Origin of the sequence: Algibacter sp. R77976 (assembly GCF_044594645.1) — a bacterium.
Lineage (GTDB): Bacteria > Bacteroidota > Bacteroidia > Flavobacteriales > Flavobacteriaceae > Algibacter_B.
Genome location: NZ_CP138989.1, coordinates 3372644 through 3394902, shown reverse-complemented (window position 1 = coordinate 3394902; position 22259 = coordinate 3372644). Strand labels below are relative to the sequence as shown.

The window sequence follows — 22259 nt, the reverse complement described above, 5'->3', positions numbered from 1 at the left end:
AAATTTTAGTAATGCCTAATTAGATCAATTTAAAATCGAGTAACAATTCACCTTCTACTGAAGCTTGTAAATGGTCGCCTTTTACATTTTGTCCAGCCCCAGAAGCAGGTGTTCCTGTAAAAATTAAATCACCAGGTTCTAGAGTCATATATTTTGAAACAAAAGAAATAATCTCTACAAAATTGTAAATCATATCTGTGGTGTTTCCAGACTGTTTTTCTTCACCATTAATAGTCAAACTAAAGTTAATGTTGTTTAAGTCAGGAAAGTTTGAAACGGGTTTAAAACCATTTGCAGGAGACGCCCCATCAAACCCTTTGGCCAATGCCCAAGGCCCTTTGTTTTCTCTGCTTGCTGTAAGCACATCTTTAGCTGTGTAATCTATACCTACACCAATTTCGCTAATGTAAGAAGCAGCTTCGCTTTCTGGAATATCTTTGCCTTGTTTGCCTATTTTAACAACCAATTCTAATTCATAAATTAATTGTTCTGTAATCTTTGGGAAAACAATGTCTTTATTGTCTGTAACCAAAGTACTTTCAGCCTTTAAGAATATAAGCTGATGCCCTGTTTTTATTCCTGCAATTTCACTTTTATCGTTTACGTAGTTTTTACCTATGCCTATTATTTTCATCTGTTTAGTTTTAAATTTGTTGTCTAAAAATTTACAATTGTTTGAGCTATAAAAATAATAAATTAAATGGGAGTTTTTAATTTTATTAAGCCTTATGTTTATTTGGCTTTAAACATTTTTTTATATATTCGAATCTACCTTTAAAATTTGCTAATACTCATTATTTTTTTATTTAAAAATCATGAGTGTTTTCCTGTAAATTTTATTTGAAATAAATGATGACCTTTATGAAGTTTAATTGCATTCCTATCCTAATAGTCTTTTTTGTTAATACCGTTTCTGGGCAAATTATTTACCCAAAAACAATAAAAAAATCAGTTATTGAAAATTTTCATGGTAAAGAAATTATTGACGAATATAGATGGTTAGAGTCTCAAGAAAACGATTCTGTAATAGATTGGATAGATGGCCAAAATAAAATATCTAAAAGATATTTAAAGAAATTAACGAGATCCAATAAAACGGATGAACAAATGAATAAATATTTGTTTAGTGATTTAGGTGATTATGATGGTAAAATTAAAAAAGAAAGCAAGGATAAGTATTACTTCACATACTTTGTGGAAGGTTCAAACAGTACACCTTCATTATACTATAAAAAAGGAATTAACTCTAGTTATAATATTTTGGTTAATTCAACAGCTATTTCAACCAGAGATAAAATAGACATTGATTATTTTAATGTATCTAAAAATAATACATTATTAGCTTATAAGTATAGTAGAAACGGTAGTGATTGGCATGAAATTAGAGTTGTAAAAATAGATAAAAAGAGACATTATCAGAACGTTTTAAGACACACGCGTAGCTCTGCCGTTTATTGGTGGAATGATGGGTTCTTCTATAAAAAGTATCCTTTTGATTCTGTTAATGCAGTTTATAAAAGACCCACAATAATGTATCATAAAGTTGAAACAAAACAGGCTGATGATAAACTTATGTTTAAGTCCTATAGCGATGATGAAGATGTAACTATAATTGGTACAAAAAAAGAAGATTTTTATATAATTAAAAGAGAAAACACTAAAACAGAAATTTATAATTATTATTTGTTTAATCCATCTTCAAATAAATTAAGCTTTAAACCTTTTCTGATAAATACAAAATATGATTTAAGTTTTAATAGGATAAAAGATAGTTTACTTTTTGCAACGACTCGTATAAATGGAAAAAAACAGTTTTTATCAATTAATGTTAATGAACCCAAAAAATTTAATTTGATATCACCAGCTTATAATGAGCATGAGTTGCAAGATATAGAAATGCTGGATGATTTTATAGTTGCCTCCTATTATTCTGTTAAAGGTTCATTTTTAGCAAAAATAGATTATGAAGGTAAGGTCTTAAACGAAACAATACTCCCAAAAGGATTGTCGGTTAGTAATATTGGTTATAATGAGAATTACGAAGAGTTCTTTTTTTATTTGAGTTCTTATACGATACCACATGTGCTTTATAAATTAGATTTAGAAACTTTTAATTATGATTTGGTTGGTGCTACTGATGTGAATTTTGATTTTAAGAGTTATAGGTTTAAACAGGATTATTATACGTCTCATGATGGTGTAAAAGTGCCTATTTTTATGGTATTTAAAGATTCATTAAAAAAAGATAAATCAACACCATTTTTGTTAAAAACATATGGTGGATACGGAACAACCAATATACCGCATTTTAATCCTGGTATCGTTTATTTTATTGAAAACGGAGGAGCATTTGCGTATGTTGATATAAGAGGAAGTGGCGGGTTAGGAGAAGAATGGGTAAAAGACGGGCAAAGGCTTAAGAAGAAAAATGGAATTAAAGATTTTATTTCGGCAGCAGAGTTTTTAATCGATAAGCAATATACATCATCAAAAAAAATTGCGATTACTGGTACATCACATGGTGGTTTAGTAGTTGGAGCTGCCCTAACCCAAAGGCCCGAACTTTTTGGTAGTGCAGTTATTGATGTGGGTGCGTTAGATATGCTTAGGTTTGAACAGTTTACGGTAGGTTCTAGTATTGGAAATATTAAAGAATATGGATCGGTAAAAAATATTGAAGATTTTAACAACCTATTATCCTATTCGCCTTACCAAAATATAAAAACATCAATCGATTACCCATCAATATTATTAGTAACAGGTAAGCATGATAATCGTGTTCCGCCTTTACATTCATATAAATTCACAGCTAAGGTTCAGAGTAATCCCTATCAAACAAACCCTGTGTTATTATGGTCTCAGAATAAAGTGGGACATTCAGGAGCTTTCACTAATGCAGGATTATTAGAAGAGTTTGTTTTTATTTATGGCTTTTTGTTTCATCAATTAGAGGGTAATAAGTAGTAATGCCTTTGGTATTTGTAAAGTATTTAAAAAGGACTCATTTAGGATGTTTTTTTAATTTAAGAGCCTCTGTTTTATAATTCTGTAATGCGTAATTTTGTAATCCATATTATTTTAGTCATACATGCAACACCTCAAAGAAACATCAAAAAATAAAACCAAAACAAAAGTTACCATGGCGCAAGCCTTTAAAACTATTATTTGGCCAAGGCGAAAGCTCGTTTTTATTGGTTTAGTTTTAATAGTAATTCGCAGTTTAGCAGGATTAGTTTTACCATGGCAGAGTAAGATTTTGTTAGATGAAGTTGTACCAAGTAAAGATGTTTCTCAAATTTATACTTTAATAGGTATTGTGTTAGCAGCTATTACAATACAAGCTACAACATCATTTTTATTAGTTAAAGTTTTAAGCGTACAAGCTCAATATTTAATAAGTGAGTTGCGTGCTCAAGTTCAAAAGAAAGTATTGTCTTTACCAATTAGTTTTTTCGATAATACAAAGTCGGGTGCTTTAGTATCACGAATTATGAGTGATGTTGAAGGTGTTCGAAATTTAATTGGTACCGGACTAGTGCAATTGGTTGGTGGTTCGTTTACAGCAATAATTTCACTAATTATTTTAATTAAACTAAACCCATGGATGACACTTTTTGTATTTGTTCCCCTCTCTATATTTGGATATATAGCCTTAAGAGCTTTTAAATACATTCGTCCTATTTTTAGAAAACGAGGGAAAATAAATGCCGAAGTAAAAGGTAGGCTTACCGAAACTTTAGCGGGTGTTAGAGTTATAAAAGCCTTTAATGCAGAAGAACAAGAAAATATTGTTTTTGAAAAAGGTGTAGACAAATTGTTTCAAAATGTAAAAAAGAGTTTAACTGCAACTGCTTTAATGACGAGTTCGTCAACGTTTTTAATAGGCGTAGCAACAACGGGAATTATGGGTATTGGAGGTTACTACATGATTATAGGTGAGATGACCACGGGTGATTTCTTGTTCTTCACGCTTCTACTTGGTTTTATGATTGCTCCTATAGTGCAAATGAGTAATATTGGTAGCCAATTAACAGAAGCTCTTGCTGGATTAGATAGAACAGAAGAGCTAATGAATATGACTGCCGAAGAAGATAATGAAAGCAGAACCATTCAGCTTAAAAGATTAAATGGTGATATTGAATTTAACGATGTATCGTTTTCATATGAAGAAGGCAAAGAAGTACTTCATGATATTAATTTTAAAGCGCCAGCAGGTTCTGTAACAGCTTTAGTGGGGAGTTCTGGTTCTGGAAAATCGACCATTGCAGGCTTATCGGCAACATTTTTAAACCCTAAATCAGGAAAAGTCAGTATTGATAGTCAAGATTTATCTAAAGTAAAACTGAATAGTTACCGGCAATATTTAGGTGTAGTACTTCAAGACGAATTTTTATTTGAAGGTTCTATTAGAGAGAATATTATGTTTCCAAGGCCAAATGCAACCGAAGAAGAATTACAAAATGCGGTAAAAGCGGCATACGTAAATGAATTTACAGATCGTTTCGATGATGGTTTAGAAACCTTGATTGGAGAAAGAGGCGTGAAGCTTTCTGGTGGGCAACGTCAACGTTTGGCCATTGCACGTGCCATTTTGGCAAACCCTAAAGTGATAATTTTAGATGAAGCAACTTCAAATTTAGATACCGAAAGTGAAGCTTTAATTCAGAAAAGTTTAAATGAGTTAGTTAAAGACAGAACAACCATTGTTATTGCTCACAGATTAAGTACCATTAGAAAAGCAGATCAAATTTTAGTTATTGAAGCTGGACGAATTGTAGAACGCGGAACACATGACGAATTGATAGCTCTTAACGGAAGGTATTTTGATTTATATACATATCAAGCAAAAATTTAAAACATATGCAAGTAACAGATTTAAAAGCATCGGAATATTACCCATATTATAAAACTTATATTAGTAAGGTTTCAGATGAAATGTCTCTAGTTGAGGGTTTTAAAAAAGGGGAAGTTAAAATTGTAAACTTTTTTGAAAGCATTCCTAATGATAAATTAGAGTATCGTTATGCTGAAGATAAATGGAGTGTTAAAGAAATTTTTCAGCATATCATAGATACAGAACGCGTTTTTATGTACCGCTGTTTTAGAATAGCAAGGAATGATAAAACACCTTTGGCAGGATACGAGCAAGATGATTATATCGATCCTTCTCATGCAAATGAAAAATCTATTACCGATTTAATCGAAGAATATAAATCTGTAAGGCATAGTTTTATTCTACTTTTAAAAAGCTTAAAAGACAGCGATTTAAAATTTATAGGAAATGCTAGCGAAAATGTAATGTCTTCAAGAGCAGCAGCTTTCATTACAATTGGCCATGAGATACATCATATAGAAGTTATTAAAGAACGTTATTTATAACACCTATATAAATAGATTTTATGTCCTCGCATTCTTTTTTACCAACATAAAAACAAATAAGGATAGAAACCCAAAAACAGAAAACCCAATAAATAAGGGAAGTACAGATGTTTTTACAAAACCTCCAATATAGTTAGCAATAGGTACTGCCATCACGGTAGATATAAAACCATTAATTGCTGCGCCTATGCCAGCAATATGGCCTAAGGGTTGCATGGCAATAGCGCGTAAATTCCCAAACAAAAAACCTACAGCAAAAAACTGAAAAGCAAAAAAGCTTAGTAAAACAGATATGCTCGGGTTGTTACCAGACCAAAATAAAACAACATATAAAACAGAAATTAAAGCATAAGCGATGTTAGCTAAAAAAGCAATTCGCATCATACCGTACTTAACAACTAACCTGCTGTTTAAAAAAGTAGCTAAACCAATAGAAATAGCTAAACTAGCAAAGATGTACGGAAACATTTCGGCTAAATTATATTGCTCTTGGAAAATTTGTTGGGAAGTACTTAGATACACCATAAATGAGCCCGTTATAAACCCAGAAACAAATGTAAATGCTACAGCTTCTTTCTGTTTAAAGAATTCTTTTGTGCCATCAAAGAAAAGACTAGCAGTAAATTTTATTCGATTTTCTTTAAGTAAAGTTTCTGGCTGACGTTTCCAAAACCAAAACATGATTAGAACTCCAAAAATCAAATTGAAGTAAAAAATAGATTTCCAATCAAAAAAAGTTATTAAGAACTGACCAAGTGCAGGAGCAATAACAGGTACTAAAAGGAAAAACATAACTACAATCGAGATAATTTTTGCCATATAATCGCCGCTATAAGTATCTCGAATCATGGAAAGCGATAAGCTTCTTGGGGAAGACAAGCCCATGCCTTGTAGAATTCTTCCAATAATCATTATTTCAAAACGTTCTGTTGTTAAGCAAATAACGCTTGCAATTATAAAAACTATAAAACCGAAAAACACAATAGGTTTCCTTCCAAAACTATCAGAGAGTGGTCCAAATATTAATTGGCCAAACCCAAGTCCCAAAAAAATCATGGTTATTAAAAGCTGGTTATCATTAGGGTTGTTTACTCCAAGTGTTTTACTAATATCTGGTAGGGCAGGTAATAAAGCGTCTATAGACAATGCTACAATAGACATTAATGACGCCATTAAAGCAACAAATTCTAACTTAAATTCTTGGGGTTTACTCATACGGCAAAAATAGTAGATTTTTAATTCTTAATTGGTCATCAATCATTTATTAATACAATATTAATATTACTAAATTTGATTTGTTGGCTATTGAGTAATTGGTGTAAATAAAAGTTTGAAAAACATAAAAATGCCTTATTTTTTTAAACAGTTTTTGGTAGTGGTATTTAGTGCTATATTTGCTTTCAAATTAAATACTTCAATTTTATGCCGTTTAAAAAACTCATTCAACCTTTAAAAGAAGCACTAGAAAACAAAGGGTTTAGTGAGCCGTTGGCTTTTCAGAAATTAGCTTTATCTAAAATAAAAGGAGGTGCTAGCATGTATTGTATTGCACCCAAAGGAGCTGGTAAAACAACAAGTATAATTCTTAGTGTTATTCAAAAATTAAAAGGAAAAGCTTTTGAAGATGCTCCTAGAGCGTTGATTTTTGTAAAAGACAAGCAAGCTGCTTTAGAATTAGAATTAGAGTTTAAGGCTTTCATGAGAGGTTCAGACTTAAGAGTGTATTGTGCATACGATCAAAAAGATATTGATACTCAACGCGATGAAATTTATTATGGTGTCGATATAGTAATTGCAACACCAAAACGATTAAACAAATTGTATTACCTAAATGGTATAAACTTAAATAAACTACAAATGTTTATTGTTGAAGATGCCGAATTTTTATTTGGAAATCATAATCTATCAGAAATTACTAGAACTCCAGAAAGTATAGGCAAGTGCCAGTATTTAGTGTTTTCAACAACGTTTGATAAACGCTTTGAGCGTTGGCAAGACACGTTTATGTATAATGCCCAAATTATTAAGTCTAAATAAATTTTAATGAAACTAAAGTTTACTATTCCTTTGATTATAGCGCTACTTTTTTTCTCTTTAGTTGGGTTTGCGCAATTAAAAAAAGAAAATTTTAAGTTAGGATTTACTTACGGTACAGGTTCTCAAAACAAATACCCATTTGATTTAAAGGATTATACTCACGAGGTAGATTTTTATAAAGTTCAAATAAACTACAGGTTTAAAGACAAGCAGAAATGGGCTTTTGAAATTAATTTAGAGCCTAGTTTTAATAGTGTTGAGCACCAGCTTTTAAATAGGTATTATGTTAAACCAAGTGATGCAGATAATTATCAAGAACTTACAGAGCTATATATGCAGAAGCGTACAATTAAAGAGTATGTTTTAAACTGTGGATTCATAACCAGATATAAAATTTATAACGGTATAAGTACTTATGCTCTTATAAGTGTAGGACCAATGTTTGCAGATAAAGCTACTGAACGATTGGCTAAAGGATTTGCGTTTTCAGATATTTTTGGTTTGGGGTTATCTCATGAAATTAAGAATGTGCAATTAGATTTTAGGTATTCAGTTAGACATACATCTAACCTAGAATTGAAGCAACCAAATGGGGGGCATAATACTACAAATGTCGAGTTTTCAGTTTTATTCAAATTGTAGTATTTAAATTTTACCTTGTAATCTTTTACGTATTTTGTTTTTATTTACTTATTTTTATGTGCTCTTGATAAAATAACGTAGAAGTTAAATAATGCTAAATATTAATCGTTCTCTAAAAAATATTAGTTTCCGCCTGTGTTTTCTTCTTTTTTGCTGTTTTGCAATTGGTCAACAAGAAAACAAATACTACAAATATGTCGATTCAGCAAGTATTTATATTGATGATAATTCTATAAAAGCATTATCCTTTCTTGAAGAAATACCTGAACCTATTGAAGAAAGTATTGCAGGTAAAGCCGCCGTTTATTATTTGTTAAGAGCAATTATTCATGATGAGTTTAATGAATTTACTAAGTATCATCAATGCGCTATTCTAGCGATAAAATATGCAGAAAAAGAGAATAATTTTTGTGCTGGAGGTGAAGCTAGTATTGGGTTGTTTTCAAATTTATATTTTATAGAAAAAGATAAAACGGCATTAAAGTATATAGAAAAGGCAAGATCATTCTTTGAAAAGTGTGATTATGAATATGGTATTCTAGATGTAGAGCAGGTTGAAGCTCATGCCAAGTTTCTAGATCAAGATTATAACGAAAGTAACAATATGTTATTAAGTAAACTTGATGTTTATAAAAGCATAGATGAAGACCCTTATTACCAGTTGTTTGCCTTATATATAATAACCTCAAACTATATTAGTTTAAATGAATTTGATAAAGCGCATCATTACTTTAACGATTATAAGAGTTTAAAAACGAATCCATTAACAATTAGATTCAATTATTCTTCATTTGAAGGAGCTATCAATTGTCATTTTGCTGAAAGTTTTTTTAAAGCAAAACAAATAGATTCTACACGTTTTTATTTAAATAGTACTAGTAAGAGTGTAAAATACATGGCTGTAGGTGCTTTAAAAAGTTATTACAGACTGAATGCTGATTTTAATAAACATTTGGGTAATATAGATAAATCGAAAACTTATATTGATTCTTTAATCACGTTACAAAAGCAAATGTTCGATAAGACCATTGAAGCCAGTTTTGAAGTAAATGATTCTTTAATTAAAGCCGAAACCGAATTAAAAGCCCAAAACGAAAAAGAAATATATAATAGTTTTTTGGCTGGCTTTATTCTTGTCTTTTTATTAATTATCAGTTTAATAAGTCTTTATTATTACAATAAGCAAAAAAACAAGTTAACCACCTATAGCCATGAGACAAATAATAGTTTAACATATCTAAAGTCAAATAACGAGCAACTTGCAATAAAAGTTCATGGCTTAGAAGAGTATATTAAAAATTTAAAAATTGAGGTTAAGCAAATATCAAGAACAGACTCCATTAAACTTCAAAAAGAAAGAATCAAAGATTTATATAAAAACTTACATATTAATTCTTCAACCATATTAGATAAAAGTGAAAGTCATTTAGATTTAGTAAACGATCTTAATATCGAGTTTTTTAATAAAATAAAGAATAACTACCCTCAATTAAACAAAACTGAAATTATTATTTGTTATTATTTATTTATGGATTTTTCAAATAAAGAAATTGCAGTATTTCTAAATACAACTATTAGATCTGTTGAAAGTAGACGTTATAGAATATCTAAGAAAATAAATCTCATAAAAAAAGACACAACACTTCTTGAATATTTACAGAACAATTATTCTGATACTTTGAAGGATAATATGGTTTTATAAGCTTTTTTAAAGGTTGCGTAGTAATTGCGTAGTGAATTATTGCGTAAACTTGAGAGATATTAAGATATTTGTTTAGCTATTATCAATTACTCTGATTTAAGATAATTGCTTAATTATTTGTTTAATTTTAAGGTTTAATTTAAAGTATTATTTGATTTACTGGGTTGGTTGTAAATCAAATTTCGTTTTAGTTAGTTATAAAACAGATTTTAAGCGATATATTCAGAACTTAATTAAGTTCATTAAATTGAGGAGAAAAAAAGAGTCTAATTTTTTAGGCTCTTTTTTTTTACAAAGGAATATTACCATGTTTGCGTTTAGGCATTTCTACTTTTTTATCTTCCAGCATATCAAATGCTTTTAACAACTTACGTCTTGTGTTTTTTGGTAGAATAACTTCGTCAATGAAACCGCGCTGAGCAGCTTGGTAAGGGTTTGCAAATTTATCTGCATATTCGGCTTCTTTTTCGGCAAGTTTTTCTTCAGGGTTGTTAGATGCGGCAATTTCTTTTCTAAAAATAATTTTGCTTGCACCTTTTGCCCCCATAACGGCAATTTCTGCTCCTGGCCATGCGAAATTTAAATCGGCACCAATATGTTTAGAGTTCATAACATCATATGCGCCTCCATAGGCTTTTCTAGTAATAACTGTTACTCTAGGTACAGTAGCTTCGCTTAGAGCGTATAATAGTTTTGCACCATGAACAATAATGCCATTCCATTCTTGATCGGTTCCTGGTAAAAAACCAGGGACATCAACTAAAACTAATAATGGAATATTAAAACAATCACAGGTACGTGTAAAACGTGCCGCTTTTCTTGAACTATTAACCCCTAAAACTCCGGCAAAGGCCATGGGTTGATTGGCTATAATTCCAATGCTGCGTCCACCTAGTCTTGCGAACCCAACAATAATACTTCCTGCATAGTCTTTATGAATTTCATAAAATGAATCTTCATCAATAATACCAGAAATGACTTGATGCATATCATAAGGTTTATTGGGGCTTTCAGGAACAATATCAGACAATACATCTCTTATTTCATCTTCAATTTTAATTTCTATTTTTTTAGGAGTTTCCCGATTGTTTTGAGGTAAATAACTTAAAAGTTTTTTTATATCTTCAAGACACGCAATATCATTTACAGAAGTTTTATGTGCTACTCCAGATTTTGTTGCATGAGCAAATGCACCACCAAGTTCTTCACTTGTAATTTCTTCATTAGTTACTGTTTTTACAACATTTGGTCCTGTTACAAACATGTAGCTTGTATCTTCTACCATTAACGTGAAATCGGTTATGGCAGGGGAGTATACAGCCCCTCCAGCACAAGGCCCCATAACTGCTGAAATTTGAGGGATGACACCAGATATTTGAACGTTTCTGAAAAATATTTCGGCATAACCACCAAGCGAACGAACACCTTCTTGAATACGTGCTCCACCAGAATCTTTTAATCCTATAATTGGAGCACCTACCTTAACAGCCATATCCATGATTTTACATATTTTTTCAGCTTGAGTTTCTGATAGTGATCCACCAAAAACAGTAAAATCTTGTGCGTATGCATAAATTAATCTGCCATTAATGGTTCCATAGCCTGTAACAACTCCATCGCCATAATATATTTGGTCTTGCATACCAAAATCTGTAGTTCTATGGGTTACTAAGGCGCCAATTTCTTCAAAAGAACCTTCATCAAGTAAGTAGTCAATACGCTCTCTAGCGGTTAGTTTTTTATTTGCATGTTGCTTATCAATACGTTTTTGCCCACCTCCTAATTTAGAAAGCGCCAAGTTTTTATTGAGTTTGTCTATTTTGTCTTGTTTCGAGTTCATAATTAATAGTTAGATAAGCGTAGTAGTTTTTGGTCTTCTAGATACTGTTTTAAAGCTATTAAAGCCGCTATCTTAGCTTCGTTTTCGGTTTCAGCTTTTAAAGCTTCTGGTGAGTAATAGTTCTTTACAAAATGGGTATCGAAATTTCCAGAGCGAAATGCGGCATGTTCACAGACATATTTACCAAAGGGTAGAGTCGTTTCGATACCTTTAACATGATAGTTTTCAATAGCTTTTATCATGATTTGAATTGCTTCTTCTCGAGTTTTGGCATATGTAATTAACTTTGAGAGCATCGGGTCATAATAAATAGGAATATCCATACCTTCTTCAAAGCCATTATCAACACGAATACCTTCACCTTCTGGTATTTTATAAACATCTAAATGGCCTACGCTTGGTAAAAAGTCATTTAGCGGATCTTCAGCATAAACGCGTAACTCTAAGGCATGGCCATTAATTTTTAAATCGTCTTGTTTTATTTGAAGTGCTTCACCGCGAGCTATTTTAATTTGGAGTTCAACTAAATCTACTCCAGAAATTAACTCAGTAACAGGGTGTTCTACTTGCAACCGCGTATTCATTTCTAAAAAATAGAAGTTAAAGTCTGCATCCAATAAAAACTCAACGGTACCAGCACCTAAATAATCACAAGCTTTAGCTACTTTTATAGCTGCTTCACCCATTTCATTTCGCAATTCGGGAGTTAAAATACAAGACGGTGCTTCTTCAATAACTTTTTGATGGCGACGTTGAATACTGCATTCGCGTTCAAAAAAATGTAAAATGGTTCCGTGGCTATCTGCCATGACTTGAATTTCTATGTGACGAGGCGAGGAAACATATTTTTCAATAAATACCGAGCCATCTCCAAAAGCAGACGTAGCTTCGCTTATGGCACGTTGCATTTGCGATGCTAAATCACTTTCTTTTTCAACAACTCGCATACCTTTTCCGCCACCACCTGCAGATGCTTTTATTAAAATTGGAAATCCTATCTCTTTTGCAATTGCTTTGGCTTTATTTACATCTGTAATAGCTTCTTCAATACCGGGAACCATAGGGATGTTATAGGCTTTAACAGCTTCTTTGGCCGCAAGTTTGCTTCCCATTATTTTTATGGCTTTTGACTTAGGGCCAATAAAAATGATATTATTGTCTTCGCATAATTCTGCAAAAGCGGCATTTTCACTCAAAAATCCGTATCCAGGATGAATGGTGTCAACATGTAATTGTTTGGCAACTTCAATAATTTTATCGCCTTTTAGGTACGATTGGTTAGATGGTGCTTCTCCAATATAAACCGCTTCATCTGCAAGTTTTACATGAGGTGCGTTGCGATCTACTGCCGAAAAAACAGCAACCGTTTTTATGCCCATTTTTTGGGCAGTTTTCATAACTCTTATGGCTATTTCTCCTCGGTTTGCTACTAGTATTTTCTTCATATTATTCAAACTCTATTAAAAGTTGATTCTTTTCAACAGCATCACCATTCTTTGCCGAAATTGATTTTATAATACCGTCTCTAGGAGAGGTAATGCTATTTTCCATCTTCATAGCTTCAAGTATAAATAAGGTGTCGTTTTCTGTTACTGTTTGTCCAACTTCAACTTGCATTTCGAGTATTAATCCGGGCATAGGTGCCTTTATAGACTTAACTTGTTTTGTAGCACCAGTAGAAAAACCCATGTCTTTAATGAGTGTATCTAATGCGTTAAAAATATTAACATCATATATAGTGTTGTTAACTTCTATTTGATAAGATTTCTTGTTGAAATTAGCCCCAATTATATGCGCTTCGAATGATTTATTTTCCTTTAGAATATGATAGTTTCCTTCCGAAGTTTTAAGTGCATCAAGGTTTGATATTTCATCTTCACTAACTTCAAAATTAATGGTGTTGCTTACTTTAACCTTAAACTTTTTACTCATAGTTATTCCAATTGAATGCTAGTAAATATATGTATAATATAGAAGATATTTAAAATTAGCAATTGTATACTTGCTAATTTAGTATAGTTATTTATCTCTTTTTAGATTTGCTTAGCATCTAAATTATTGTTTTTTTACGTATATAAATTACATTAAAATAAAGCATGCCCCGATGAAAAAAATTACCATTTTACTTTTCTGTTTTTTAGTGTTTAAAAATTATTCTCAAAATTTAGGACAAGGTTATATAGCTAATGATTTGGAACAACACTCCATGCAAGTTTTAGAAAAACCTAATTACTTAGAGTCCGTTACAGATCCGTCGTTTCCAAATACTGAAATTAGGCGTATAACTCAGGCTACAATAGGAAATTTTATTAAGCCAATGTATAGCACCATACAAGCTTGGAATGCAGACGAAAGCTTAATCATTGTTTATGGAGGTGGCGTACACCAACTCTTAAATGGTCAAGATTATACGTTTATTAGAAATTTAACGGATGTGGTTCCTGATGATATAGAAACCATTTTTTGGTCTTTTTCAGATCCAGATGTATTCTTTTATATGGACGGAAATACAGACGATTTAATAAGCTACAATGTACAAACTCAAGTAAAAACTATTCTTGTTAACATAAGAACTATTAGTAATTGTGCTGGAAGTAATGGTTTAACTGGAGGTAACGATATACAAATGATGTCTTGGGATAGTGATGTATTTGCTTTTAGATGCGGAAATGATGCTGCATATTATTATAGAATCTCAACACAAACCTTAACACAGTTTAATATTGCAAATATTGAGTATACCGCTCCAATGCCTTTTCCTAGCGGGAATTTATTTTTTCATAGAGGGGATGTTTATGATGCGAATGGCGATTTTGTAAGAAGTTTAAATGTAAATGGTATACAGCATTCTTGCCTAGGAAAATTAAGTAATGGTGATGATGCCTATTATAATGTTAATTTCGAGGAAGGAAGATATGGCGGCTGCCAAGGTACATTAGTAGCGCATAATGCAACTACTGGTTACTGTTTCCCTGTAACTACTTACGCAGATTATGGGTATCCTAAGTCAGGAACTCATATTTCTTCTTTAGCCCATAAAAATACAGAAGATGGTTGGGTTGCTGTGTCATGTTTAGGCTTTCAACGAGATGGTGTTCAGCTTTTAGATCAAGAACTATTTATAGCTAAAGTTAATGAGTTTGATGCAGATGTATACCGAGTGGGGCATCACAGAAGTGATGAAGATCCTTTCTCTTATGCGGGGGAACCACATGTAACAATTAGCCCAACAGGAACTCGATTATTATTTGCTAGCGATTGGAGTGGCTCTGTAGATGGCGACTCGGTTGATAGTTATGTGGCAGAATTAAATAGTTTTACTTTATCCGGTCCAGAAGTTGAAACTATTAAGCAGGCAATTACACTATTTCCAAACCCTGTAACTCATGAATTGCAATTACAGTCCCCATTGAATCAATTTATCGATTACAGTATTAAAGATGTGTCTGGAAAGATTATTATTGAAAATCGTTTTTTTAATCAAAAACAAATAGATGTTAGTCAATTAGCAAAAGGACTATATTTTGCGACTTTTTATATTGGAAATAATCAGCAAACTTTAAAATTTATAAAAGAGTAAATTAAATCTCCTCTTTAAATTGAGAATCTTGCTGATGCTTTATAATTGCTTTTCTAGATAAAACTAGACCAATAAAAAGTGAGATAAAAGCACCCACCCAAATACCAGGTATAAAATCTATAAACAAAAAGAAATCATAAGCGCCATGAAAAAGAATGGCCAACACTAATCCAACTAAATTTAAAACAAACCTGTTATTAGAAAATTTAGCTTTACCCATAAAATAACCCATTAGAATACCAAATGTAGCATGTGCAGGAACTGCTGTAAAAGCTCTTGCTAGTGCCGTTGGATAACCGCCTTCTAGAACATAAAATATGTTTTCGGTTGCTGCAAACCCCATGGAAACCATAATGGCATAAACAATACCATCAAAAGGTTCGTTAAACGCTTTGTTTGGTTGGGCAAAATATCTAATAATAATGTATTTGCTAAATTCTTCAATTAAGCCAACTACAAAAAAGGCTTTTATAAATTGCTCAAAAATACTGGTCTTGTTTGTTAATGGTAAAACAATATCAAATACATAATAGAGAATGGAGGTTACTATAATACTAACAATTGCACCTAATAGGAAATTATAAAATAGTAAACGCTTAGGTTCCTTTTCATATTTATCTTTAAAATAGATAAACATAATAATGATGCAAATAGGTGCAATGGCTGCGAGTAATAAATTCATTTACTTATGTTTCTTTATTTCTTGTAATACAAATTAAGCGGTGTCATTACTAAAATGATTTTTAAAGAGATGGTTAAAGGTATCAAAAGTTGCTAATTAAATATAGGTTATTAAAATTTTTAAATGCGTTGTTTATTCACTTTTATAAAGTGTATTTGAATAAATAATGAAGTGAGGATAATTTGATTTATTTATAGGCTGAAAATGAGTGTTTTAATGAATTAATAACCTTGTTCTGATAACGCCATATATTTGATCAAAATGAGAATATGATAAAATACGGTTAAAAAAAAGTGATATTTTGAGAAAAATATAATGAAAACATGATTTTTATCATTTTTATTCAATAGCATAAGGTTGAAATTTGCCTCATAATTTAATCGCATAATGTCATGAATACACAAAAAAATATCTTAAGAAAATTAATTATCTGTATCGTTTTAGTAGGCTTTGTATTTAATCAAGCCCAAGCCCAAACTTTACAATTAGAAAATGAAAACTCTTCATTAACTGTTTTTGGTTCTTCTAATCTTCATGGTTGGAAAGTTGACGCCAATACACAAAATGGATTAATTAAGTTTAATAGTCTTGAATCTTGTCAGATTGAGTCTTTATCACTAGCAGTACTTACCGAAAGTTTAAAAGGTGCTAAGCCAGGAATAACTTCAACGGCTTCTAAAGCTTTAAAGTCAGACAAGTATAAAACTATATTATATACACTTATTGAAGTTCAAAATATTACTGATAAAGGAAATGGAGTTTTCACATTAGAAACTATAGGCGATTTAGTTATTGCAGGCACTAAAAAAACGGTTCCATTAAATTTTGATGTAACAATTGTTAATGAAAAAGTGCAACTTAAAGGTAAAGTAAAATTGAAGTTAACTGAGTTTAATATTACACCTCCTACAGGTATGCTAGGAGTTGTTAGAGCAACAGACGACATCTTTTTAAAATTTGAAACTAATTTTATATAAATTTATTAGTCATTTATTTATTAGAAAAGCCTCTTTGCTAACTTAAACCTTAAGCAAAGAGGTTTTTATTTGCTGTAATACCAACTCATAATACGCTTTGTTTGAGGGTACAAAATGATTGCCATTATTACCAATGTTTTTTAAAAGCGTATCAAATTCTTGAAGTGTAACTAATTTTAAAGCTTCAACTTCCTCTTCTTGAGGTGTTAGTTTAGATAATGGAACATCCAATTTTGCAATAAAGGTATTATGAAATTCATTATCTATAATACCACTTTTATAGCTCTGGAAACATTCAAAAACACCAATTTTATTCAAGTCTGCTTCAGAAATAGTTAAACCAATTTCTTCTTTTGTTTCTCTTATCGCTGCTTGTTTTGCTGTTTCTCCAGCATCAATATGCCCTGCAACAGAAACATCCCAAAGTAATGGGCAAATCGCTTTTTTAGCAGATCGTTGGGATAGTAAAATGCTGCCATTGGCAGTATAAAACCAAATATGCGATGTATGATGGTAATACCCTTTGGTGTGGATTATAGATTTTAATTCTGCTTTTCCTGTTGGTTTTCCGTTTTTATCTACAATGTCTATATACTCATCCATTTTTATTAAGTTTTATTTCGTTCCAATATAAAATGTACTTATAAAGGGATTTAATCCGCTATCTATAATGTTTATAATATAGTAATATGTACCTGTTGGAACTTTATCTGATGATCCAACAGCCCGTTTACTAGAAGTACCGTTCCAATTATTTTGATAATCATCAGATTGATACACTATTGCACCCCAACGATTAAATATTTTTAAATCAATTTTAAAGCCACAACCTTTTATTTCGTTAACTGTAAAGTACTCATTCCATTGGTCTTGGTTTGGGGTAATTACTTTAGAGATAGTGATGTTACTACCGTCAAAAACTAGGTTTGAAGGCACGGTTATTACTTGTGTGAAATCTTCAATGGTTCGTCCGCAAGCATCAGTAAAATTCCAAGTGTTGGTGTATGTGCCTTCATAATCACAATCGCTATTCTGAACAAAATCTCCAGATGTTTTAGTAAGAGCAAAATTACAGTTATCAGGAACAGGTAAAAGCGCTTGAGCGTTTGTTAAATCATTTGGGTTGCCTATAGATAAAGTTCTGTCTAAACTTCCAATAGTCGTTTCCCAATCAACTGTAGGTTGATTTATGGCTATTTGTAAAGGGTTGCCCAGTTGGCATTCATCCAGCTCAGTAGAACTTAGCGTTGTAAACGTATTTGGGTTTTCTTCGCCATTATAAGTGGCAGTAAATAGAAGATCGAAACCTAAATTACAAGTGTTTTCAAGAAAGTAGCAAGCATCATTCACTCTTAAATCAAATTCAATATTCAATAATGGGTCTCCAATATCTACTAAACCATCTTCAATAAAAAACTGTAAAAGCCTGGTATTTTCGTTATAATCATACATTACACCATCAGGTAAATTATTAGCCGAAACAAAATCTACGTTTGATGGTATGGTTTCAGAAAATATAACATTAAGCGCATTATCATTTCCTGTATTAGAAAAAGAGAAACTAAATGTTACAATGTTGTTTGCATTAGTAACATTATCTATAGCCGCCGAACTTAGCGTTATTGGATATAAACTAGGCGCCCAAACCTCAACAGATAAGCCTAATAAAAATAAACTATATGTTTCTTGAGTAGATGTAAGCCTTATTGTTGCGGATGTTTGATTATTACCAATAATGCCATTATCAGTATTATCCAATTTAAAAACAGCAGCATCAAAACCTAAAGTGTTTAAACTAGCCGGGTTTCTATCAATAAAATTTGAATTTTCAATAGTAATTCTACTATTAAAAAAATTATCAGCGGCTCTTAAAGGTGCAGTTATATCTACAAAATTATCAGTAATATCTTGTATTTGGAACCGGTCTCCAACTAAACTCCTGTCTCCTTCAAGAGAGCCAATTAAGGTGTTTATGTTTACGGGGCCAGTTGGTACGGTTGTAAAACCAGAAAAATCAATATCATAATTATTAAAAGTTCTAGTTATATGTGCGTAGCCATCAAAAATGCTCACATTTTTTGAAACTAATTCGGGGCTTTCATAAACATAAACAATTTGCCAACCACCCGAAGTTCCTGTGTTTCCAGAGCCATGCTGAAATAAAAACCCTGTTTGGGCTTCGACATTAGCCACTTGGTACCTTCCGTAAGGGCTGTCTAAATTTGTAACTAAAGGTGTAATATCTTTAAAGCATGCATACGGGTCGTTACTAAAATGCGTATCTCGACCTCTATAAATTACTTCATCTGCAGTTAATGTTTCATAGCTACTTGATCCAGGAAGCATTAATTTAATGTCGTTAAAATTCCAATCTGGTTGGTTGTCTGTGCCATTGTCATTTTCTTTATCGGCGGCAGCCCAATATAAATAAGCTTTTTTTATGGTTAAGCATGTTAAATCGGGTAGCGGGTGTACAAAATTAGCACTACTCGAATTAAAGGTAGAAGCATCGTTATCTATATCAACATAAACATTGTCAAGAAAACTATGGTTATCGCTTTCTCCATTATAATCTTCGGTAGCGGTTCTAGATAATACATTATTGGCAATCATTGTAAAATCGCCTTTTATCATCTCATTAAACCTAGGGGTAAACTCTTTTTGAATTTGAGCAGAAACATTAAAATGAAAAACCATTGCCACAAAAAACAAACCTCTAGCTATAGATTTATAAAATGATAGTTTATTGGTATGTGCAAAACACTTGCCCATTAATAGCTGCAGTTTTTTGTTACAAGATATAAAAACGCCACTACAAAGTTTATAAATTGTAATGGCGTTTGTTCTCTATTTTTAAACTTTTCCTCAGAAAAGTAAATAAGGTATTTATTTAAAATAGCTAAACGTTTCTCCGTCTTCTATTTTAAGTAATGTTTCATAAATTAATTTAATAACGTTTTCTACATCTTCTTTATGCACCATTTCTACCGTTGTATGCATGTAACGTAATGGTAACGAAATTAAAGCCGAAGCCACTCCGCCATTACTATAAGCAAAAGCATCTGTATCTGTTCCGGTAGCACGAGATAATGCAGACCTCTGGAAAGGAATTTTCTCTGCCTCAGCAGTATCTGTAATTAAATCACGTAATTTTTGCTGTACCGCAGGCGCATATGCCACAACAGGACCTAATCCCATTTCTAAATGCCCAGCTGTTTTCTTTTCAATCATTGGGGTAGTGGTATCGTGTGTTACATCCGTAACAATAGCCACATTAGGTTTTATAGTTTGGGTAATCATTTCGGCACCACGTAAACCAATTTCCTCTTGCACGGCGTTAGTAACGTAAAGTCCAAATGGTAATTCTTTTTTGTTTTCTTTAAGTAGTCTCGCCACTTCGGCAATCATAAAACCACCCATGCGGTTATCAATTGCGCGACACACAAATTTATCGCCATTTAAAATATGAAACTCATCTGGGTAAGTAATTACACAACCCACATGCACACCAAGTTTTTCAACCTCTTCTTTAGTAGCGCAACCACAATCAATAAAAATATTGTCTGGTTTTGGTGGTACTTCCTTTGCTTTGTTACGTGTATGTATTGCAGGCCAGCCAAAAACACCTTTTACAATGCCATTTTTAGTATGTATGTTTACCACCTTACTTGGTGCAATTTGGTGATCACTACCACCATTTCTAATCACGTAAATTAATCCGTTATCACTTATATAGTTAACATACCACGAAATCTCATCGGCATGCCCTTCAATAACTACCTTGTATTTTGCCTTCGGGTTTATAACACCAACTGCAGTACCGTAAGTATCTGTAATAAATTCATCTACATACGGTTTTAAATAATCCATCCACAGCTTTTGCCCATCCCACTCATATCCAGTTGGAGCTGCATTATTCAAATATTTTTCTAAAAAGTCCATCGACTTTTTGTTAAGTATGCTCTTCTTTGCCATTTATAAAAAGTTTTGCACTAAAATAATAATATAAAATGTAAATGAATAGTTAAACGATGCTCTAATTATGAAAAACTTTTTGGGCGTTATCACACACTTCGTCTGCGCTCAGGGCAGGCGGTCGGGCTTTTCATTCCAAGTCCTCGCACTTCCTTCGTCAGGCTGTGGGCTTTCCTTTGCAATCCCTAGCGCGGAATGTCAGGTAACTTATGTTTTAAATCGTGAAGATATTTGTTTTTTGGAGTTGTTCGTTTAACGTCTGGTATAAGGAAAGTTGCGTGTTTGCGTGCGAGGATTTTCCGAAGGAAAATCAGATGCAAGTAAACGAGTAACTAACTTTGGTTTAGCTAAAAACTAGCAATTTTTTTTATACGGTGTTGGCATACGTTATTTTTTTAGATTAGCTATTAATTCGGGTAATTCCTTTTTATACTTTTCAACGTCCCAAACTATATTCCATCTTGAGACATAATCTTGTAAAGTTCCAAGTCCAACTTCTGCTCGTCTTTTATCAACATTTTCTGGGTCAATTAATGGTGCAACATATCTTTTTCCGTCTTTATCACTATATATTTGACTACCATATATTTGGCTATTTCCTTGACTTAAAGCAACCCTATCTTCTAATAAAGCTAAACTATTTGCCCTTGCATTTCCCTTTGATACTGCATCTCGCATCATAGGAAGATATTTTTCTTGAATAGAAAGGTCAGAATGCTGAATTACTAAAAACAAGGTTGAATTTCCTTGATTTCCGATTATATCTGGTCCAAGCCAACCTCGTTCATCAAGTATTTTTTGGATTTTGATTAGATTAATAGAATCTTTTTGAGCAATCTTTTTCCAATGATCTCTCATTTCTTTGGAATCTCTACCATATTTTTTTTCTACTTCATTTATTTGTTTTCTGAGACCTTGGTCTTGTTGCAAAACAGTATCTAAAATTGCAACAAGTGGTTTGTCAAAATTGGCTTCTTTCTTTACTTTGTTTGATTTTACTAATTTGAGAACTTCGCTCCAGCGTTTGTCCAAATGTAAATTATCTAAATCGCTGTCGGTTGTTATATGTCTATAATTTGAATAATTTCCTTTCTTGGCAATTTGGATCAATTGCGCAAAAGAAGAATCGATTTCTTTCGCCAAAGCCCAAGAACAGGCTGCATTATATCTGTCCGATGTATTGCTTTTATCTCCTAAAACAGAAAAGGCTTGCGAATATTTTTCAGCGGATTGTTTATAACCTTTTGTTTGATATAAATTCCAAGCTTCTTTTATTAGTTCTGAATATTTTTCTCTGTCTTGTCCGAATGATAGATTAAAAACTAAAAGCCCTAAAATGGCTAAAATTGTAGTTTTTTTCATTGATGTTCGTTTTTTGTTTTAATGTATGCCAATGCAAAGATAAAGTCCCGTTTCAATGAACTTTATCGATTGTTAAACGAATT

General features: G+C 32.0%; 18 protein-coding genes. 8 read left to right on the top strand and 10 right to left on the bottom strand.

Translation table 11 applies throughout. From position 1 onward, the window contains the following. Window positions 1-19: 19 nt before the first annotated feature. On the bottom strand, window positions 20-634 hold the full coding sequence (locus SJY43_RS14465) for a fumarylacetoacetate hydrolase family protein (RefSeq protein ID WP_396601453.1): 615 nt from the start codon (window positions 632-634) through the stop codon (window positions 20-22). Window positions 635-861: 227 nt separating this feature from the next. Here SJY43_RS14465 and SJY43_RS14460 point away from each other — a divergent pair, with 227 nt between their 5' ends. The 3 genes from SJY43_RS14460 (at window position 862) to SJY43_RS14450 (ending at window position 5379) form a co-directional block, all read left to right on the top strand. Further along, a complete protein-coding gene (locus SJY43_RS14460) occupies window positions 862-2964 on the top strand; it encodes a prolyl oligopeptidase family serine peptidase (protein ID WP_396601452.1) in 2103 nt (700 codons plus the stop codon). Between the two features lie 124 nt (window positions 2965-3088). Further along, window positions 3089-4855 carry an ABC transporter ATP-binding protein gene (locus SJY43_RS14455; RefSeq protein ID WP_396601451.1) on the top strand — a complete coding sequence of 589 codons (1767 nt, stop codon included), beginning with the start codon at window positions 3089-3091 and terminating at the stop codon, window positions 4853-4855. A 5-nt stretch (window positions 4856-4860) separates the two neighbouring features. Further along, entirely contained in the window at window positions 4861-5379 is a 519-nt protein-coding gene (locus tag SJY43_RS14450; RefSeq protein ID WP_396601450.1) for a DinB family protein, read from the top strand. Window positions 5380-5397: 18 nt separating this feature from the next. Here the strand turns inward: SJY43_RS14450 and SJY43_RS14445 are convergent, their stop codons facing one another. After that, on the bottom strand, window positions 5398-6594 hold the full coding sequence (locus SJY43_RS14445) for a multidrug effflux MFS transporter (protein ID WP_396601449.1): 1197 nt from the start codon (window positions 6592-6594) through the stop codon (window positions 5398-5400). Window positions 6595-6801: 207 nt separating this feature from the next. Between SJY43_RS14445 and SJY43_RS14440 the strand changes: the two genes are divergently transcribed. The 3 genes from SJY43_RS14440 (at window position 6802) to SJY43_RS14430 (ending at window position 9760) form a co-directional block, all read left to right on the top strand. Beyond that, the gene (locus SJY43_RS14440) at window positions 6802-7416 is read left to right on the top strand and encodes a DEAD/DEAH box helicase (RefSeq protein ID WP_396601448.1); all 615 of its coding nucleotides are present in this window, start codon (window positions 6802-6804) and stop codon (window positions 7414-7416) included. Between the two features lie 6 nt (window positions 7417-7422). Then, window positions 7423-8058: an acyloxyacyl hydrolase gene (locus SJY43_RS14435; RefSeq protein WP_396601447.1), complete on the top strand. Its 636-nt coding sequence runs from the start codon at window positions 7423-7425 to the stop codon at window positions 8056-8058. A gap of 91 nt (window positions 8059-8149) precedes the next feature. Continuing rightward, window positions 8150-9760, top strand: a complete 1611-nt coding sequence (locus tag SJY43_RS14430; RefSeq protein WP_396601446.1) for a helix-turn-helix transcriptional regulator — start codon at window positions 8150-8152, stop codon at window positions 9758-9760. A gap of 289 nt (window positions 9761-10049) precedes the next feature. Here the strand turns inward: SJY43_RS14430 and SJY43_RS14425 are convergent, their stop codons facing one another. Genes SJY43_RS14425 through SJY43_RS14415 form a run of 3 tightly spaced genes read right to left on the bottom strand, consistent with a single transcriptional unit; the run spans window position 10050 to window position 13532 of the window. Beyond that, window positions 10050-11600, bottom strand: a complete 1551-nt coding sequence (locus SJY43_RS14425; protein WP_396601445.1) for an acyl-CoA carboxylase subunit beta — start codon at window positions 11598-11600, stop codon at window positions 10050-10052. 2 nt (window positions 11601-11602) lie between these two features. Then, a complete protein-coding gene (locus tag SJY43_RS14420) occupies window positions 11603-13045 on the bottom strand; it encodes an acetyl/propionyl/methylcrotonyl-CoA carboxylase subunit alpha (RefSeq protein ID WP_396601444.1) in 1443 nt (480 codons plus the stop codon). Between the two features lies 1 nt (window position 13046). Beyond that, window positions 13047-13532 (bottom strand): acetyl-CoA carboxylase biotin carboxyl carrier protein subunit, encoded by a 486-nt coding sequence (locus SJY43_RS14415; RefSeq protein ID WP_396601443.1) that lies wholly within the window; start codon window positions 13530-13532, stop codon window positions 13047-13049. 172 nt (window positions 13533-13704) lie between these two features. On the opposite strand from SJY43_RS14415, the gene SJY43_RS14410 reads away from it, so the two are divergent. Continuing rightward, a complete protein-coding gene (locus tag SJY43_RS14410; RefSeq protein ID WP_396601442.1) occupies window positions 13705-15180 on the top strand; it encodes a T9SS type A sorting domain-containing protein in 1476 nt (491 codons plus the stop codon). A gap of 1 nt (window position 15181) precedes the next feature. On the opposite strand, the gene SJY43_RS14405 is transcribed toward SJY43_RS14410, so the two are convergent. Further along, window positions 15182-15862, bottom strand: coding sequence for a PrsW family intramembrane metalloprotease (locus tag SJY43_RS14405; protein WP_396601441.1), 681 nt, complete (start codon window positions 15860-15862; stop codon window positions 15182-15184). A gap of 392 nt (window positions 15863-16254) precedes the next feature. Between SJY43_RS14405 and SJY43_RS14400 the strand changes: the two genes are divergently transcribed. Then, complete coding sequence (locus SJY43_RS14400) at window positions 16255-16839, top strand: YceI family protein (RefSeq protein WP_396601440.1); 585 nt, start codon at window positions 16255-16257, stop codon at window positions 16837-16839. Window positions 16840-16881: 42 nt separating this feature from the next. Here the strand turns inward: SJY43_RS14400 and SJY43_RS14395 are convergent, their stop codons facing one another. From SJY43_RS14395 to SJY43_RS14380, 4 genes are all read right to left on the bottom strand, one after another. Then, the gene (locus SJY43_RS14395) at window positions 16882-17442 is read right to left on the bottom strand and encodes an NUDIX domain-containing protein (protein ID WP_396601439.1); all 561 of its coding nucleotides are present in this window, start codon (window positions 17440-17442) and stop codon (window positions 16882-16884) included. Window positions 17443-17454: 12 nt separating this feature from the next. Beyond that, window positions 17455-19611 carry a gliding motility-associated C-terminal domain-containing protein gene (locus tag SJY43_RS14390; RefSeq protein ID WP_396601438.1) on the bottom strand — a complete coding sequence of 719 codons (2157 nt, stop codon included), beginning with the start codon at window positions 19609-19611 and terminating at the stop codon, window positions 17455-17457. A 114-nt stretch (window positions 19612-19725) separates the two neighbouring features. Beyond that, entirely contained in the window at window positions 19726-20814 is a 1089-nt protein-coding gene (locus SJY43_RS14385; protein ID WP_396601437.1) for a M42 family metallopeptidase, read from the bottom strand. Between the two features lie 387 nt (window positions 20815-21201). Beyond that, the gene (locus tag SJY43_RS14380; protein ID WP_396601436.1) at window positions 21202-22176 is read right to left on the bottom strand and encodes a DUF6624 domain-containing protein; all 975 of its coding nucleotides are present in this window, start codon (window positions 22174-22176) and stop codon (window positions 21202-21204) included. Window positions 22177-22259: the final 83 nt, after the last annotated feature.

Coding starts and splice junctions, on each gene's coding strand:
- SJY43_RS14465 (WP_396601453.1), bottom strand. CDS start 634: ATGAAAATAATAGGCATAGGTAAAAACTACGTAAACGATAAAAGTGAA.
- SJY43_RS14460 (WP_396601452.1), top strand. CDS start 862: ATGAAGTTTAATTGCATTCCTATCCTAATAGTCTTTTTTGTTAATACC.
- SJY43_RS14455 (WP_396601451.1), top strand. CDS start 3,089: ATGCAACACCTCAAAGAAACATCAAAAAATAAAACCAAAACAAAAGTT.
- SJY43_RS14450 (WP_396601450.1), top strand. CDS start 4,861: ATGCAAGTAACAGATTTAAAAGCATCGGAATATTACCCATATTATAAA.
- SJY43_RS14445 (WP_396601449.1), bottom strand. CDS start 6,594: ATGAGTAAACCCCAAGAATTTAAGTTAGAATTTGTTGCTTTAATGGCG.
- SJY43_RS14440 (WP_396601448.1), top strand. CDS start 6,802: ATGCCGTTTAAAAAACTCATTCAACCTTTAAAAGAAGCACTAGAAAAC.
- SJY43_RS14435 (WP_396601447.1), top strand. CDS start 7,423: ATGAAACTAAAGTTTACTATTCCTTTGATTATAGCGCTACTTTTTTTC.
- SJY43_RS14430 (WP_396601446.1), top strand. CDS start 8,150: ATGCTAAATATTAATCGTTCTCTAAAAAATATTAGTTTCCGCCTGTGT.
- SJY43_RS14425 (WP_396601445.1), bottom strand. CDS start 11,600: ATGAACTCGAAACAAGACAAAATAGACAAACTCAATAAAAACTTGGCG.
- SJY43_RS14420 (WP_396601444.1), bottom strand. CDS start 13,045: ATGAAGAAAATACTAGTAGCAAACCGAGGAGAAATAGCCATAAGAGTT.
- SJY43_RS14415 (WP_396601443.1), bottom strand. CDS start 13,532: ATGAGTAAAAAGTTTAAGGTTAAAGTAAGCAACACCATTAATTTTGAA.
- SJY43_RS14410 (WP_396601442.1), top strand. CDS start 13,705: ATGAAAAAAATTACCATTTTACTTTTCTGTTTTTTAGTGTTTAAAAAT.
- SJY43_RS14405 (WP_396601441.1), bottom strand. CDS start 15,862: ATGAATTTATTACTCGCAGCCATTGCACCTATTTGCATCATTATTATG.
- SJY43_RS14400 (WP_396601440.1), top strand. CDS start 16,255: ATGAATACACAAAAAAATATCTTAAGAAAATTAATTATCTGTATCGTT.
- SJY43_RS14395 (WP_396601439.1), bottom strand. CDS start 17,442: ATGGATGAGTATATAGACATTGTAGATAAAAACGGAAAACCAACAGGA.
- SJY43_RS14390 (WP_396601438.1), bottom strand. CDS start 19,611: ATGGGCAAGTGTTTTGCACATACCAATAAACTATCATTTTATAAATCT.
- SJY43_RS14385 (WP_396601437.1), bottom strand. CDS start 20,814: ATGGCAAAGAAGAGCATACTTAACAAAAAGTCGATGGACTTTTTAGAA.
- SJY43_RS14380 (WP_396601436.1), bottom strand. CDS start 22,176: ATGAAAAAAACTACAATTTTAGCCATTTTAGGGCTTTTAGTTTTTAAT.